This is a genomic window from Nocardia coubleae NBRC 108252, assembly GCF_001612805.1.
Lineage (GTDB): Bacteria > Actinomycetota > Actinomycetes > Mycobacteriales > Mycobacteriaceae > Nocardia > Nocardia coubleae.
In genome coordinates this window covers 1-16,061 of record NZ_BDBD01000016.1, presented here as the reverse complement: position 1 = coordinate 16,061, position 16,061 = coordinate 1, and the positions used below count along the sequence as shown (strand labels likewise).

The 16,061-nt window shown below is 67.3% G+C and carries 13 protein-coding genes; 4 read left to right on the top strand and 9 right to left on the bottom strand.

All coding sequences use genetic code 11. From position 1 onward, the window contains the following. Positions 1-210 precede the first annotated feature (210 nt). The 3 genes from NCO8_RS15910 to ssd form a co-directional block, all read right to left on the bottom strand. Entirely contained in the window at positions 211-867 is a 657-nt protein-coding gene (locus NCO8_RS15910; protein ID WP_376739946.1) for a type II secretion system F family protein, read from the bottom strand. Between the two features lie 476 nt (positions 868-1,343). Further along, positions 1,344-2,525 carry a TadA family conjugal transfer-associated ATPase gene (locus NCO8_RS15905; RefSeq protein WP_067640492.1) on the bottom strand — a complete coding sequence of 394 codons (1,182 nt, stop codon included), beginning with the start codon at positions 2,523-2,525 and terminating at the stop codon, positions 1,344-1,346. Beyond that, a complete protein-coding gene (gene ssd / locus NCO8_RS15900) occupies positions 2,525-3,610 on the bottom strand; it encodes a septum site-determining protein Ssd (RefSeq protein WP_067640490.1) in 1,086 nt (361 codons plus the stop codon). The genes NCO8_RS15905 and ssd overlap by 1 nt, the downstream gene beginning before the upstream one ends. A gap of 451 nt (positions 3,611-4,061) precedes the next feature. Here ssd and NCO8_RS15895 point away from each other — a divergent pair, with 451 nt between their 5' ends. Beyond that, positions 4,062-4,841, top strand: coding sequence for an HAD family hydrolase (locus NCO8_RS15895; protein ID WP_157104948.1), 780 nt, complete (start codon positions 4,062-4,064; stop codon positions 4,839-4,841). Positions 4,842-5,274: 433 nt separating this feature from the next. Here NCO8_RS15895 and NCO8_RS15890 read toward each other — a convergent pair whose 3' ends face one another. The 6 genes from NCO8_RS15890 to NCO8_RS15870 all read right to left on the bottom strand — a co-directional run bounded on the left by NCO8_RS15890 (position 5,275) and on the right by NCO8_RS15870 (position 11,527). Beyond that, entirely contained in the window at positions 5,275-6,021 is a 747-nt protein-coding gene (locus tag NCO8_RS15890; protein WP_067495868.1) for a Fic family protein, read from the bottom strand. A gap of 11 nt (positions 6,022-6,032) precedes the next feature. Beyond that, the gene (locus NCO8_RS31370; protein ID WP_157104681.1) at positions 6,033-6,197 is read right to left on the bottom strand and encodes a hypothetical protein; all 165 of its coding nucleotides are present in this window, start codon (positions 6,195-6,197) and stop codon (positions 6,033-6,035) included. 198 nt (positions 6,198-6,395) lie between these two features. Beyond that, positions 6,396-8,063, bottom strand: a complete 1,668-nt coding sequence (locus tag NCO8_RS15885) for an ABC transporter ATP-binding protein (protein ID WP_067640486.1) — start codon at positions 8,061-8,063, stop codon at positions 6,396-6,398. Beyond that, positions 8,060-8,989 carry an ABC transporter permease gene (locus NCO8_RS15880; RefSeq protein WP_084457220.1) on the bottom strand — a complete coding sequence of 310 codons (930 nt, stop codon included), beginning with the start codon at positions 8,987-8,989 and terminating at the stop codon, positions 8,060-8,062. The genes NCO8_RS15885 and NCO8_RS15880 overlap by 4 nt, the downstream gene beginning before the upstream one ends. Next, a complete protein-coding gene (locus NCO8_RS15875) occupies positions 8,982-9,908 on the bottom strand; it encodes an ABC transporter permease (RefSeq protein WP_067640809.1) in 927 nt (308 codons plus the stop codon). Before NCO8_RS15875 ends, NCO8_RS15880 begins: the two co-directional genes overlap by 8 nt. A 59-nt stretch (positions 9,909-9,967) precedes the next feature. After that, on the bottom strand, positions 9,968-11,527 hold the full coding sequence (locus NCO8_RS15870; protein ID WP_067640482.1) for a peptide ABC transporter substrate-binding protein: 1,560 nt from the start codon (positions 11,525-11,527) through the stop codon (positions 9,968-9,970). Between the two features lie 396 nt (positions 11,528-11,923). On the opposite strand from NCO8_RS15870, the gene acs reads away from it, so the two are divergent. The 3 genes from acs to NCO8_RS15855 all read left to right on the top strand — a co-directional run bounded on the left by acs (position 11,924) and on the right by NCO8_RS15855 (position 15,563). Further along, positions 11,924-13,876 carry an acetate--CoA ligase gene (gene acs, locus NCO8_RS15865; protein ID WP_067640480.1) on the top strand — a complete coding sequence of 651 codons (1,953 nt, stop codon included), beginning with the start codon at positions 11,924-11,926 and terminating at the stop codon, positions 13,874-13,876. Positions 13,877-14,029: 153 nt separating this feature from the next. Next, positions 14,030-14,515 (top strand): phage holin family protein, encoded by a 486-nt coding sequence (locus tag NCO8_RS15860; protein ID WP_067494480.1) that lies wholly within the window; start codon positions 14,030-14,032, stop codon positions 14,513-14,515. A 61-nt stretch (positions 14,516-14,576) separates the two neighbouring features. Further along, the gene (locus tag NCO8_RS15855) at positions 14,577-15,563 is read left to right on the top strand and encodes an alpha/beta fold hydrolase (protein ID WP_067640478.1); all 987 of its coding nucleotides are present in this window, start codon (positions 14,577-14,579) and stop codon (positions 15,561-15,563) included. The last annotated feature ends 498 nt before the right edge of the window (positions 15,564-16,061 follow it).

Genomic DNA, 16,061 nt, shown 5'->3' with positions numbered 1-16,061 from the left:
TGGTGGGCCGACTCTGGTCGGCGCGTGGGCGGTGCATGCCTCGCCGGGTCGGCACACCCGATGCACCCCGGCTCGGGTCGGCCCCAGGCGGACGAATACATGCGGCCAGCTCCGGCCGGCGTACATCAACGCGCGTGTGCACTCGTCCTGGTGGGGACACCCTCCACAGCAGTTCACAAGTCGGCGGTGACTCGACACTCATCGGAACGCTCATGCCGTCCCCCTTCGGGTGATGACATCCGTCCACAGCAGTCCACAGCAGGCCAACGCGGTGCCGAGGGGTAGTAGGAATTCGCCTGCGGGAGAGGCGAAGAGGACGGACAGGGGCGCGGCGCCCATCAGCTGGCCGAGTCCTACCCCTACCAGCGGGAGTCCAGCGAGGACCGTGGCCGAGGCTCGGGCGCCTGCCAGCGCGGATTCGGTGCGGTCGCGAAAGCGGGTACGGGCGAGGAGATCGGTGCGGGCGGCGGAAAGGAGTTCGGCCAGCGCCAGGCCGTGTTGCTCGGCGACGCGCCAGGCGGTCGCAATCCGCGACAGCTCCTCGGCGACAACGGAATCCGGATGCACCAATCCGTCGGCGCCCGAACCACCGAGACGGCTTCGACCCGCGCTGATCGCGAGCACGCGCGCCGCCTCACCCCGCGATTCGCCCGCAGCCGATTCCGCCGCCGCGCTCGGGTGAGCTCCCACCCGCAGCTCACCGACGACAGCTTCCAACCCGGCGAGCAGATGCGCGCATTCCTGCCGACGCTCCCGCTCAGCCCGCCCGCGCCGATTGCGCACAGCCACTGTCACACCGAGGATGAGGGCGGCCAACCCCGTTCCGACTCCGAAGCCGAAAGCCGCACACCCCACCAGGATTCCCACACACCACTCCACAGGCACACGCGGCAACCGGCCCCGCTGCGCCACCCCGAACAGCCGCCCGAACCTCCGCTGCCCTCCCGATACCGGAAGCACAAGCACCGCGACCGCACAACAGAGCAATCCAACGCCCATCTGTCTCACCTCCACTCACGTTTTGCGACAACACGTTCGACGAGCAGCTTTTGTCCACAGGCGTCCACATCGGTTGAAGATCTCTCGCCCGTCGACGGAGCCGCATACCTGCCCGACAACAGAGGAGAAACCGCCTGCACCTTCGCGCCGGTACGCGACTCGCCTTCGAGAGCTCTGCGCACATCACTCTTGGGAGCCTGTGCACAACTCGCGACGAGCGTCTCGAGACAGCGGCGCAGCAAGCCGAGGTGCCCACGACCTCGCGCCTCGTCTCGCAACGCGGGAAGGTGCAGACCGAGGCCGGGTGCGTCTGCCGATGGCCGGTGAGAGCGCAGACCGCACATTCATCCGAGCCTCGATTCCAGGAGCCGGGCCAGTTCCGGAGCGCCCGGGGTCGGGGCCGAATCGGAGCGCCAGGCGGGGGTGATGTGGATGGAGTCGTTGTCGCGCTGGAGGATTCCTATTTCCCGGAGGCCTCGGGTGCCGTCGGCGCGGCGGTGGACGTGGAGGACGACCTGGACCGCGGCGGCCAGCTGGCTGTGCAGGGCGGCGCGGTCCATTCCGCCGAGGGCCGCGAGGGCTTCCAGCCGGGCGGGAACTTCCTGGGGTGAATTGGCGTGAACTGTTCCCGCTCCGCCGTCGTGGCCGGTGTTGAGGGCGGTGAGCAGATCGACGACCTCCGCGCCGCGGACCTCACCGACGACGATCCGGTCGGGGCGCATCCGCAGTGCTTGGCGGACCAGATCGCGAACAGTGACCTCGCCTACCCCTTCCACATTGGCCGTGCGCGCGACCAGGCGCACCACGTGCGGATGTACGGGCGCCAGCTCCGCGGCGTCTTCCACGCAGACGATCCGCTCGGCGGGATCCACGGCCGCCAGCAGCGCGGACAACAATGTCGTCTTTCCCGCACCGGTTCCGCCGACCACGAGGAACGCGAGGCGGGCGCGCACGATATCGCCGAGCAGCGCACGGGCCGCGGGAGGTAGCGAGCCGGCGGCCGCGAGGGCATCGAGTCCCTGGGTGGCTGGGCGCAGGACGCGTAGCGACAGGCAGGTGCCGTCGTGGGCGACAGGCGCGAGAACGGCATGCAGCCGCACGCCGAACGCGTCGCCGAGGGTTGCCTCGGTGCCGGTGAGTTTGCCGTCGACCCACGGCTGGGCGTCGTCGAGCCTGCGACCCGCCGCCAGGGCGAGACGCTGGGCGAGCCTGCGCACGGCCGCTTCATCGGCGAAACGCACGTCGGTGCGCTCGAGGCCGTGGCCACGATCTATCCACACCGCATCGGGACCGGTGACCAGAACATCGGCGACGCGCGGATCGTGCAGCAGCGGTTCGAGCAGGCCTGCGCCGGTCATCTCGGTCTGCAGCAGACGCAGGGCGCGCAGTAGGTCGGTGTCGGCGAGGACACCGCCCGCTTCGGCGCGGATCGCGGCGGCGAGTTGGGCGGCATCGGGCGCGCCCGCGTGTTCGGCGAGGCGTTCGCGGACCCGCTCGAGCAGGTCGACGGTGACGAATGTCGTCATCACACCTCAGCCCCGACCATGGCGAGAACCGCGTCGGCCGCGTCGCGCAGCGGACCGCGCCTGCGCACGCTGAGCCCGCCGCGTTCGAGCCGCGCAGCCAGCCCGGCTTGTCCACGCACGGCCGCGAGCAGCGGCAACCCGAGCACCTCGGCCACCTCCGCGCCGCGCAAGCCGCCCGGCGCCGGGCCACGAACCACCAGGCCCCTGTTCGGGTTTCGCTCGCCGATGTATGCCGACACCACCTCGGCGGCGGCCACCGAACGCAACCGGGCGGGCACGACGAGAACGACCAGATCGGCGGCATCGACCATCACGTCGGCCGCCGCACCGCGCTCCCCCGACACATCGCAGACGACCAGATCACCTGCGGACCTACCGGATTCGATCACCGCACGCACCGCCGCGGGCGCCAGTTCGGCGGGCGGGCCCGCGCGCCCGCAGGAGAGCACAGCCAACCCGGGACAGGCGGCAGGCAGCGCGTTGTGCAGCGCGGCAGCGGAAACCCGCCCGTCCTCGATCACCAGGTCGGGCCAGCGCAGCCCGGCGACGTTCTCCATGCCGAGCACGAGGTCGATGCCACCGTCCAGGGGCGCACCGTCGATGAGCACCGCGTCGCGCCGCACTCGCAGCGCCGCACCGCGTAAGGCCGTCGCGGCGGCGAGGGTGGACGCGCCGGCTCCCCCACCCGCACCGGCCACGGCGACGACCACCCCCTCCCCGGTGCGCGCCTCGGCATGCTCGGCGAACTGCTCGACCAGCGCGACTGCCGCGCCCGGCAGCCCGACGACGCGTTCGGCACCGACGGCGGTGGCGGCCTGCCAGTCGGCAACGGCCGGTTCACCTTCGGTGACGAGCACGATCCCCGCCCGTCGCGGGCAGCCCGCCGCGGCGGCGGCGATCGCGGCATCGGTGTCGAGGATCACCAGGCCCGCGCCCGCCCAGGCGTGCCTGCCGACGGGCATGTGCCGTTCGTCGGTGACCCGCTCGGCGGCCGCGGCCACCCGGCGCACCTCGGCGCGCAGCCGTTCGTCGCGCACGAGCACGAGGGCGGGCGAGATCGGAGCGGAGGTTGGGGCGAGGTTCATGCGGTTCAGCGTGCTCGCGGAGGACCTCGGCCGACACCCGTCGAACGGCGATTGTGGATAACTCGCGGGGTGTGGATAACTTCCGAATACGCTGCCGGATGAAAGTAATCGTCCTGAAAATAGAGGACGGCCCCAGCCGGGGGGGAGGAGGCTGGGGCCGTCGGGTTCAGCCCCGGGGGGTCGGGCTGAACGCGCCTGGACCATGTCCAGGTGTCAGCAATACTACACCCATAACCCGCCGACGGCGCAAGTAGCGTCGGCCGACATTCTTCGGCGATTCGCGCCCTCCGGCGTCCGCGGGGCAAACGCCGAACAGTTGCCTGAGCGGGCGGATCCCCCACCCGTCGGTGCGCGTGCCTATCCTGTTGTCGTGACCGCCGATCGCCGCCAGACTCCGCCTACGGACACAAGACTCGATTCCTCGGGCCGTACACCGACGGCCGGCGGGCGGGTGGCCGCGTTCTTCGATCTCGACAAAACGGTGATCGCGAAATCGAGCGCGTTCGTGTTCAGCAAACCCTTCTACGCACAGGGGCTGATCAACCGCAGAGCCGTACTGGAGAGCAGCTACGCGCACTTTTTGTTCCTGCTGTCGGGTGCCGATCACGACCAGATGGAACGAATGCGGGCAAACCTGGCCAACATGTGCGCGGGCTGGGATGTGCAACAGGTGAAATCCATTGTGGCCGAGACGCTTCACGAGTTGGTCGACCCGCTGATCTACGCCGAGGCCGCCGACCTGATCGCCGATCACAAGATCCGCGGCCACGATGTGGTGATCGTTTCGGCGTCCGGCGAGGAGATGGTCGGGCCGATAGCCGAGGCGCTCGGCGCCTCCCACACCGAGGCGACGCGGATGGTCGTCGAGGACGGAAAATACACCGGCGAGATCGAGTTCTACTGCTACGGAGAGGGAAAGGTGGCCGCGATCGAAAAGCTGGCCGCCGCAGAGGGTTACGACCTGTCCCGGTGCTACGCCTACTCCGACTCGGCGACCGACCTGCCGATGCTGGGCGCGGTCGGCCACCCGACCGCCGTGAACCCCGACCGCGCGCTGCGCAAGGAGGCCGTCGCGCGCGGCTGGCCGGTGCTCACCTTCTCCAATCCGGTGTCGCTGTGGTCGCGGTTCCAGGCGCCGTCGAGCACCACGGTGGCGGCGACGGCGGCTGTCGGGCTCAGCGCCGTCCTAGCTGGCGCGATCAGCTACCGGTTGCTGCGTAAACGCCGCTGACCTGCGACGCAGCCTTGACCCGCAAGCACGGATCGCCAGCTGACACGCCGAAAACAAGCGGATTCGGTAATGCCACAGAAACGCTTGAAGTGAGCGCGGTCACAGTGTAAGAATGGAGTCACGGAAGGACGGAAGGCCAAGACGGGACCGGAAGAGAAGGTTTCGCCTCCCATCCCACCCTTCCCAGCACGGACGCCAGGCACCCACGCGGAGCGCGCCGCGACAAGGGCAGCAGAGTTGTGGGCCTGCGAAATTCGGGCAGTCGTCGGCGAGAGCCTCGCACAGGTTGCGGGGATGAACCGGCGGGGTTCGGATGATCGCCGAGGCCACCGAACACAACCCACCCCAGCACGCTTGGTAACCAGGTGTTCCGTGCTAGCGGGCGGCGAAGTCGAGCAATCGGCACGCCGCCCGTTTCGATGTGTGGGGAAGGTCAGCCCGCGGCCGCGTCGGCGATCGAGTTGGCCTCTCGCGCACCGTCTTCGAGCGCACCCGCACAGAACAGCACCCATCCGCCGACACCCTCCGGCGTACCCATGCCGAAGCCGGCGGCCGCATCGAGGTAGGCCTGCCTGCGACGAAGCCAGAACACCTCAGGAACGCCGAGGCTGCGGGGATCGAGCCCGGTCGACACCGCGACCAGTCGCGACGCCGCGCGGGCGACCACACCGTCGGCGGTACCGAACGGGCGAAGTGTCATCAGCTCGCCGTGCACCACGGCGGCGATCACCGGCGCGGGTGCCGTGCTGGTCTGGACGGTCTGAGCCAGCAGGTCCAGCCGCTCCGCTACCCCGGGTACCGGGCGTGGCCTGCCGAGTTCCTGTTGATCGGTGACGAGGTCGGCGGCGGCGAGCAGATGCAGCCGGGCCAGCGCCTGCAGCGGGGCGCGGCGCCAGGTGCCCACCAGGTTGGTGAGCGCGTCACCGTCGAGCGCCTGGCCCACCCGCAGCGCACCGGCCAGCACCGGATCGCTGACCTTGCCGTCGGCGGGCAGATCGGTGCTCGCGCCCTCGATGGCAGCCGACGAACGCGCCGCGCGGACGGCGGCCTCGGCGGCGGTGGTCGCCCAGCCGCGCCGGTTGGACTTGTGCCGGTGCACCGCGGCGAGCGCGTCGCGCGCCTTGTCGGCGGCCTCACGCACGCCGGGCAGGTCGACCAGGGGCTGCAGCGGATCAGTCACGACATACGAGGCTACCGTTCCAGCGCACCGTCCCCGACGGCCACATGCAACCCGCCCGCCCTCGGCCAGACCCGGTCGGGCCACAGCACCTCTGCCAGCCGCTTCGCCGCCGGCGTCTTGGCCCGGCGGCGGCGCGCCTCCAGCTCGGCCTGCCGCTCCGCATCGATTCGATCCACCGGCGCCTCCCCACCTCAGCGAGCCACGTCGCACCACCTCGGACCCGTCAGCGATACGCCGCTGAGCTGCGCTGACGCCGCTATTTCACGAGCTGCTGCCCCCGCACATCAGCGACAGTCCCAGCCAACGTTCTCGCTACTCAACCCAAGCAGACAACCATCGCTATCCAGCCGCCGATGCCCGCCGACGCACAACCACTACCCAGCCAAGAGCTCCCGCCCCGGAATCGCCTCGAGCAGATCCCGCGTGTACTCCTCCCGCGGCGCGGCGAACACTTCGTCCGTCGTGGCCGATTCGACGACCTTCCCGGCTCGCATGACCAGCACGTTGTCCGCGATCTGCCGGACGACGGCCAAGTCGTGGGTGATGAACAGGTACGTCAAGCCCAGCTCGGCTTGCAGGTCGTTGAGCAGTGTGAGGATCTGTGCCTGCACCAGCACGTCGAGCGCGGACACCGCCTCGTCGCAGACGACCAGTTCCGGCGACAACGCCAGCGCCCTGGCGATCGCCACCCGCTGACGCTGCCCGCCGGACAACTCGTTGGGGTAGCGCCGCAGCACCGACGAAGGCAGCGACACCTTGTCGAGCAGGTCGCGCACCACCTTCTCGCGTTCGGCGGCGGTGCCGATCTTGTGCACCCGCAGGGGTTCTTCGACGGTGCGGAAGATGGAGTACATCGGGTCGAGGGAACCGTAGGGGTTCTGGAAGATCGGTTGCACGCGACGGCGGAAGGCGAAGGCGCCCTTGCTGTCCAGCGACGACACCTCCTGACCGTCGAACACCACCGAGCCTGCCGTCGGTTCGAGCAACCCGAGCACCATCTGCGCGATGGTCGACTTGCCCGATCCGGACTCACCGACGATCGCGGTGGTCGTGCCGCGTTCCACACAGAAACTCACGTCGTCGACGGCGGTGAAAGCCGTCGACTGCCACGGTCGTTTGCCGCGAATCTTGAACGCCTTGGTGAGGTTTCGCACGTCGAGCACGGTGTCGGGCAGCGCCTCGGTGGCGGCCACCTCGACGGCACGGTCGCGCACCTTCGCCCGCTGCCGCGACGACGACATCCGCTGCGCCGCAAGCGAGGGCGCCGAATTCACCAGCTTCTTGGTGTAGGCGTGCTGCGGGTCGCGCAGGATCTGCAGGGCCGGACCGGATTCCACCACCCGCCCGCGATACATCACCACGAGGTGTTCGGCGCGTTCGGCGGCCAGGCCGAGGTCGTGGGTGATGAGCAGCACGGCCGTCCCCAGCTCGGTGGTGAGCTCTTCGAGGTGACCGAGGATCTGGCGTTGCACGGTGACATCGAGCGCCGAGGTCGGTTCGTCGGCGATGAGCAGTTTCGGCCTGCACGACAGCCCGATCGCGATGAGCGCACGCTGGCGCATACCGCCGGAGAACTCGTGCGGGTACTGGTTCACCCGCCGCGCGGCATCCGTCATCCCGGCCTCGGTGAGCAGTTCCACCGCCCGTTCGCGCGCGGCCGAACCCTTGGCGATGCCGTTGGCCTCCAGGGTTTCCCGGATCTGGAAGCCGATCTTCCACACCGGGTTCAGGTTCGACATCGGGTCCTGGGGAACCAGGCCGATCCCGTTGCCCCGGACCGCGACGATCTCCTTGGCCGAGGCCTTGGTCAGGTCCTTGCCCTCGAACCGGATGGACCCGCCGGTCACCTTGCCGGTGCCGGGCAGCAGATCGATGATCGCGTGCGCGGTCGTCGACTTGCCCGACCCGGACTCGCCGACGATGGCGACGGTCTGCCCGGGGTAGACGGTCAGATTCACCCCGCGCACGGCGGGCACCGACTTGCCGTCGGAGGTGAAACTCACCTCCAGATCGCGGATTTCGAGCAGCGGTTCGGTGGTCATCGGGTGCGCTCCTTCGGATCGAGCGCGTCGCGCACCGCGTCGCCGAGCATGATGAAGCTCAGCACCGTGATGGCCAGCGCGGTCGCCGGGTAGAACAGGATCGGCGAGGTACGGATCTCGGACTTGGCACGGGAGATGTCGGCGCCCCAGGCCACGATGTCGGGCGGCAGACCGACACCGAGGTAGGACAGCGTGGCCTCGGTGACGATGAAGACGCCGAGCCAGATGGTCGCCACGACGATGAGCGGGCTCGCCGCGTTCGGCAGCACGTGCCGCATCAGCGTGCCGAACCGCGACACACCGAGTGCCTTCGCCGCCGTGACGTATTCGCTGTTCTTGGCCTCGATCACCGCGCCGCGGGCGATACGCGCGGCCTGCGGCCAGGTGAACGCGACCAGGATCGCGATCACCGTGGTAATCCCGGCCGGGCGGAGCAGCTGCAGCAGCACGATGGCGGCGAGCACCATCGGGATGGCGTAGAAGATCTCGGCGATGCGCGAGACGACGGTGTCGAGCAGGCCGCCGTAGAACCCGGACAGCGCGCCCAGCACCCCGCCGACCACCAGGAACAGCAGCGCCGAGCCGACGCCGACGGTCACCGAGGCGCGCGCGCCGTAGATGGTGCGCGCGTAGATGTCGCAACCCTGCTTGTCGAAACCGAACGGGTGACCGGGACGGGGCCCGTCCATCCCGAATTCGCCGAGGCAATGGCGCGGGTCCTGGCTGGTGAACAGCGACGGCCACACCACGACCAGCAGTACGAGCACGATCAGCACGACGGCCACGAGGAACACCGGGTTGCGCCGCAGCCGCCGCCACGCATCGCCCCAGATGCTGGTCGGGGTGCCCGCGTCGAGCACGCGGTCGGTGGCGAGCACCTCCACCTCGTCGGCGGGGGCCACGAAATGCGATTGCTTGTCATGCATAACGGATCCTCGGGTCGAGCGCGGCATAGAGCAGGTCGATGACCAGGTTCATCAGCAGGAACAGCACAACGAGCACCGTCACGAACGACACCACCGTCGGCGGCTCACCGCGGATGATCGCCTGATACATGGTTCCGCCGACACCGGGGATGTTGAAGATGCCCTCGGTGACGATGGCGCCCGCCATCAACGCACCGAAATCGGCACCGAGAAAGGTGACGACCGGAATCATCGAATTGCGCAGAATGTGCACCGTCACCACGCGCCGGCGGCCGAGGCCTTTCGCCGTCGCGGTGCGCACGTAGTCGGCGGACTTGTTCTCCGCCACCGAGTTTCGCGTCAGGCGCAGCACATAGGCGAACGAGAGCGAGCCGAGCACGAAAGCCGGGACGATCAGTTCACCGAGACTGGCGTTCCCGGTGACGGTCACCGGTGCGATGCCCCATTTCACACCGAGCAGGAACTGCGCGAGATAACCGACGACGAACACCGGGAGCGCGATGATCACCAGACTCGCGATCAGCATCGTCGAATCGAACAGTTTGCCCTTGCGCAAACCGGCGATCAAACCGAACAGGATGCCGAAGAAGCCTTCGATCAGCACGGCGAGAAACGCAAGTTTGATGGTGATCGGGAAGGCGCGTTCGAGTTCCTCGCGCACCGGCCTGCCGGAGAACGAGGTGCCGAAGTCGAGGGTGAGAATGCCCTGCAGGTAATGCAGGTATTGCATGATGAACGGCTGATCGAGGTGGTAGCGGGCGCGCAATGCCGCCTCGGCCGCCGGGGTCAGCGCCTTTTCACCGGCCAGCGCCTTGATCGGGTCGCCGGGAATCAGGAAGACCATCGCGTAGATCAACAGCGTGGCGCCGAGGAACACCGGGATCATCTGGAGCAGGCGCCGGAGTATGTACCAAGTCATCATTCCTCCGAAAACGGCCGGGCCGAGCCACTTTCGTGACCCGGCCCGACGGCGAGTGGTTACTTCTCGATGTTCTCGAAGTCGAACAGGCCGTTCCAGGCGAGTTCGGCCTTGGTGACCCGATCGGAGCGGCCCGCGGCGGCGATGTAATCGAACACCGGGATATCGGCCATATCCCGGATCAGGATCGCCTGTGCCTGCCCGATGAGTTTGTAGGACTCCTCCTGCGTCGCCGCGGCCATGGCGGCGTCGAAGAGGCGGTCCACCTCGGGGTTGTTGTAGTTGACATTGTTGGTCTCGGAGTAGCTGTAGTAGTTCGACCCGAGGAACTGCATCATCGTCGGGTAATCACCCTGCCAGCCGTAACGGAAAGCGGTGCCGATGGTTTCGGCGTTCACCGCGTCACGCACGTCCTTGAACGTCGGCACCGGATTGGCGACGGCGTCGATGTTGAGGGTGTTCTTCACGCTGTTGGCCACCGCTTCGATCCAGGCCTGGTGGCCGCCGTCGGAGTTGTAGGTGATGGTGTAGCGCGAGCCTGCCCACGGCGACATGGCGTCGGCCTGGGCCCACAGCTTCTTGGCCTCCTCCGGGTTGTAGTCGAACACCTCGGCGCCCGGGAGGTTCGCATCGAAACCGGGCAGTGTCGACGCGGTGAAATCACGTGCCGGGTTACGCAGGCCGTTGAAGATCTTCTCGATGATCTGCGGCCGGTTGATCGCCATGGAGATGGCCTTGCGACGCAGCACGCCCTCCGCACCCGCGAAATGCGGGACATTGGACTGGATCCCGATGTGCTGGTTCTGCGCCGTCGGCTTGGTGATCGCGCGGTCGCCGAGATCGCTCTTGTAGGTGCTCAGGGCGCTGTCGGGAATGGTGTCGAGCGCGTCGAGGTTGCCTGCCTGCAGATCGGCGTAGGCCGTCTCGTAGGACTGGTACATCACGAAGCGCAGGCCCTTGTTCTTGGCGGGCCTACCGCCCGGGTAATCCGGGTTGGGCTTCAAATCGATCTTGACGTTGTGTTCCCAGGATTCGAAAGCATAGGGGCCGTTACCGACCGGCTTCTCACCGAAAGCCTTCATGTCCTTGAACGCCACCTCGGGCAGCGGATAGAACGGCGCGTAACCGAGGGCGCTCTCGAAGTCGATCGACGGCGACTTGAGTTCCACGGTGAAGGTGCGATCGTCGACCAGTTTCAGACCGGACATGGTCTGCACCTTGGGCTGTTCGGCATTCACTTCGTCGAAACCGGCGATCTGGCTGAACGCGTAGCCCTGCAACTGCGCGTTGGTGCCGAGCGCGCCGTAATTCCAGGCGTCCACGAAGGACTTGGCGGTGACCGTGGTGCCGTCGGTGAATTTCCAGTTCGGCTTGATGGTGATGCGATACGACTTGCGGTCGGTGGTCTCGATCTTCTCGGCCATCTCGTCGTGCGCTTCGCCGTTGGCGTCGTAGTACTTCAGGCCCGCGAACAAACGGTCGACCACGCGACCGCCCATGTTCTCGTTGGTATTGGTCGGTACCAGGGGATTCTGTGGCTCTCCCGCATTCGTGGTGACAATGCTCGCGTCGGCACTGTCATCGGAGGAGCACGCGGTGAGACTCAGGCTTGTGGCCATTAGTCCCGCCGCGATCAGCGCGGTCGCTCTTCTGAATCTCAACGGTTTCTCCCGGTTCGCTTCCGTGACATGAAGGGGCGCAGCCATCTTCCGCGTCACATGTATCCCTGCGGTTACATGCTTGATACGCGAAAAAGTTTGCCGAACCCTTCCTGTTCGACAGAAAAATATGAACAATTCTCGGAACCATCAGCTGAACGGTTGATCTAAAACGATAGCCCGCGACGGCCGGTCGTGTCCGCGAACTCACCGGATGAATCAAGCCCACTGAACGGCCCGGAAACCGAGCTCACGCAACCCTCACGAGGAGGCGGGCAGGTTCGTTACTGTCGAGGTGCCACGGCTGCGCCCTGGCGACCGACCCGACCGCACCAGGCATGTGAGGCTGACATCGACATGACCGAAACCGCTGCAGGACATCAGGATTCGTATCCGCCGAGCGCCGAGTTCGCGGCTGCCGCCAATGCCGGTGCCGAACTCTACGAGCGGGCCGACGCCGACCGCGAGGGCTTCTGGGCCGAACAGGCGCGCCGCCTGCACTGGCACACACCCTTCACACAGGTCCTGGACTGGGACGACGCACCCGTGGCGCGCTGGTTCGCCGACGGCGAGCTGAACATTAGTTACAACTGCGTCGACCGCCATGTTCTCGACGGCCACGGCGACCAGGTGGCCATCCACTGGGAGGGCGAACCCGGCGATTCGCGCGCCATCACCTATCGGGAACTGCTCGAGGAGGTTTCGCGGGCGGCCAACTACCTGACCGAGCTCGGGCTGGTCGCCGGCGACCGGGTGGCGATCTACATGCCGATGGTGCCCGAGGCGATCGTGGCGATGCTGGCGTGTGCGCGGCTGGGGCTGACGCATTCGGTGGTGTTCGCCGGATTCTCGCCGAGCGCGCTGCGTCAGCGGGTCGACGACGCGCAGGCGCGGCTGGTCATCACGACCGACGGGCAGTGGCGGCGGGGTAAGCCCGCGCCGCTGAAGGAGGCTGTCGACGAGGCGCTGGCCGCCAAGGGCGATGTGCCGTCGTCGGTGGAGCATGTGCTCGTGGTGCGCCGCGTGGGTACCGAGGTGCCGTGGACCGACGGACGCGACCTGTGGTGGCACGAGACCGTCTCCGCTGCTTCGCCTGTGCACGAGGCGCAGCCGTTCCCGGCCGAGCATCCGCTGTTCATCCTGTACACCTCCGGGACCACGGGTAAGCCGAAGGGGATTCTGCACACGAGCGGTGGGTATCTCACCCAGACCGCGTACACCCATCACAACGTGTTCGACCACAAAGCAGGACAAGACGTCTACTGGTGCACCGCTGACATCGGGTGGGTCACCGGACACAGCTACATCGTCTACGGGCCCCTGGCCAACCGCGCTACCCAGGTCGTCTACGAAGGCACCCCGAACTCGCCGAACGAGCACCGCCACTTCGAGATCATCGAAAAATACGGCGTCACCATCTACTACACCGCTCCCACGCTGATCCGCACATTCATGAAGTGGGGCCGCGAGATCCCGGACGCCCACAACCTCACCGGCCTGCGTCTGCTCGGCTCGGTCGGCGAACCGATCAACCCAGAAGCGTGGCGCTGGTACCGGGAAGTGTTCGGCGACAACAAAACCCCCATCGTGGACACCTGGTGGCAGACCGAAACCGGCGCCATCATGATCTCGCCGCTGCCCGGCGTCACCGACGCCAAACCCGGCGCCGCCATGCGCCCCCTGCCCGGCATCTCGGCGAAGGTCGTGGACGAAGAAGGCAAGGCGGTGCAGCTCGGCGAAACCGAGGCCAACGGGTACCTGGTGCTCGACAAGCCGTGGCCGTCGATGCTGCGCGGCATCTGGGGCGATATGGACCGCTACCGGTCCACCTACTGGGAGCGCTACGCCGAGCAGGGCTGGTACTTCGCCGGTGACGGCGCCAAACTCGACACCGACGGCGACCTCTGGGTCCTCGGCCGCGTCGACGACGTCATGAACGTCTCCGGCCACCGCATCTCCACCGCCGAAGTCGAATCCGCCCTCGTCGGCCACCCCAGCGTCGCCGAAGCCGCCGTCGTCGGCGCCACCGACCCCACCACCGGCCAAGGCATCGTCGCCTTCGTCATCCTCACCGGAGCCACCACACCCGACGACACCCTCGTCGACACCCTCAAAGCCGAAGTATCCAAACAGATCAGCCCCATCGCCAAACCCCGCGAAATCCACATCGTCCCCGAACTCCCCAAAACCCGCAGCGGCAAAATCATGCGCCGACTCCTGCGCGACATCGCCGAAGGCCGCGAACTCGGCGACACCTCCACCCTCGTCGACCCCGCCGTCTTCGAGGCCATCCGCACCGGCGGCAACTGATCGGGGACCGGCACGCTACGGTTGCGGCGATAGCCGTGTCGGTCACCTCCAGGGCAGCATCGCTGATCGGATCGGCGCTAGTGTTGCGCCAAGACGTGTGCACACCGCGCGCCGCGATGCGGACCAGTTACCACAGGGAGAAGGGTCGACGAAGTGAGTTACACCCAAGGCGGAAATGACGGTCGGACGGTCACTTCCATCCCGTTGACCGACGCCAATCCGCCCGGATCGGCCAGCATCGGCAGCCTCGTCCGCGACGCCACCGAGCAGCTGTCCACGCTCGTGCGCGCCGAGGTCGCGCTGGCCAAGGCCGAGGTCACCGGCGAGGTCAAGAAGGGCCTCACCGGCAGCGTCTTCTTCATCCTCGCGCTGACGATCCTGCTGTTCAGCTCGTTCTTCTTTTTCTTCTTCCTCGCCGAACTGCTCGACGTGTGGCTGTACCGGTGGGCGGCGTTCCTCATCGTCTTCACGCTGATGGTGCTCGCCACCGCGCTGCTGGCCTTCCTCGGCTATCGCAAGGTGAAGAAGCTGAAGGCGCCGGAGAAGACGATCGGCTCGCTCAAGCAGAGCGCCGAGGTGCTGCCGCAGGCACTCGCCCACCGCGAGCACACCCCGTCGCTGGAGAAGGCGAAGAACTGACGAGTCCAGCCCCGGCGGGCCCGGTCGCCACGACCGGACCCGCCCACTAGGCTCGATCGGCGTGTCGTCCAACTCATTCCCGGATCCGTCCACCGTCCGCTACGACGGCCCGTGGACCCACCGGGACGTGCACGCCAACGGGATCCGCTTCCACGTCGTCGAAGCCGACGCCACGGTGCGCGCCGACGCGCCGCTGGTGCTGCTGCTGCACGGATTCGCCGACTTCTGGTGGTCGTGGCGTCATCAGCTCACCGGAATCGCCGACCACGGGTACCGGACCGTCGCCGTCGACCTGCGCGGATACGGCGACACGGACAAACCGCCCCGCGGCTACGACGGATGGACCCTCGCCGGTGACATCGCCGGACTCATCCGCGCGCTCGGCCACACCGAAGCGACCCTCGTCGGCCACGCCGACGGCGGCCTCGTCTGCTGGGCCACCGCGGTTCTGCATCCGCGGCTGGTTCGGTCCATCGCGCTCGTGAGCTCGCCGCACCCCGCCGCGTTGAAGAGTGCCGTCCTGCGCGACTCCGCACAGCGCTCCGCCTGGTTGCCCCAATTCCTGCGCTACCAGTTGCCTCGGTACCCCGAGAACCTCCTCACGCGGCGGGGTGGGGCCGAGGTGGAGCGGTTGCTGCGCGAGCGGGTCGGTGAATCCTGGTCACGTACCGCCGAATTCACCGAGACCGCGTCACGGATGCGGACGGCTATTCGCATACCTGGTGCCGCTCACAGTGCGCTGGAGTATCAGCGGTGGGCCTTTCGGAGCCAATGGCGGCCTGATGGTAAGCGGTTCATGGCGACGATGCGGGATCCGATCGATATTCCTGTTCTCGGATTGCGCGGTGCGAATGACCAGTATCTTTTGGCCTCGACCATCGAGCGGGATCAGGAGCTTTCACCTCGTCGGGCACTGGTGACTATTCCGGATGCGGGCCATTACGCCCATCAGGAGAATCCGGGCAAGGTCAATGAGGTGCTTACCGCGTATTGGCATGAGCAGAACGGTGCCAATGATGCTCCGAAGGATGACTTGGTGTCGCCTTGACGTTGTCTGGCGGTGCGGTGGCGGGGTGTTTTCGGTCGAATGGCATCAGTCGTAAGCGGCTACTTGTCGAACTTTAGCCACACGGATCGGCCGGGGGCGCCGGTACGCGCTTCTAACCGTGCGTCACTACTCCAGGCCGACGCTTACCGCATTCCCAGCCATGCGGCACGACTCCATGCTGCGGCTTACCGCATTCCCAGTCACACGGCGTCACTCTAGGGCGCCGCCTTCCGCACATTTAGCCGTGCGGCACCACTTCAGGCTGCCGCCTACCGCATTCCCAGCCATGCGACACCACTCCAGGCCGCCGCCTACCGCATTCCCAGCCATGCGACACCACTCCAGGCCGCCGCCTACCGCATTCCCAGCCATGCGGCACCACTCCAGGCCGCCGCCTACCGCATTCCCAGCCATGCGACACCACTCCAGGCCGCCGCCTACCGCATTCCCAGCCATGCGGCACCACCTCGGTGTTTTGTGCACCAAGGAGGTATTCGG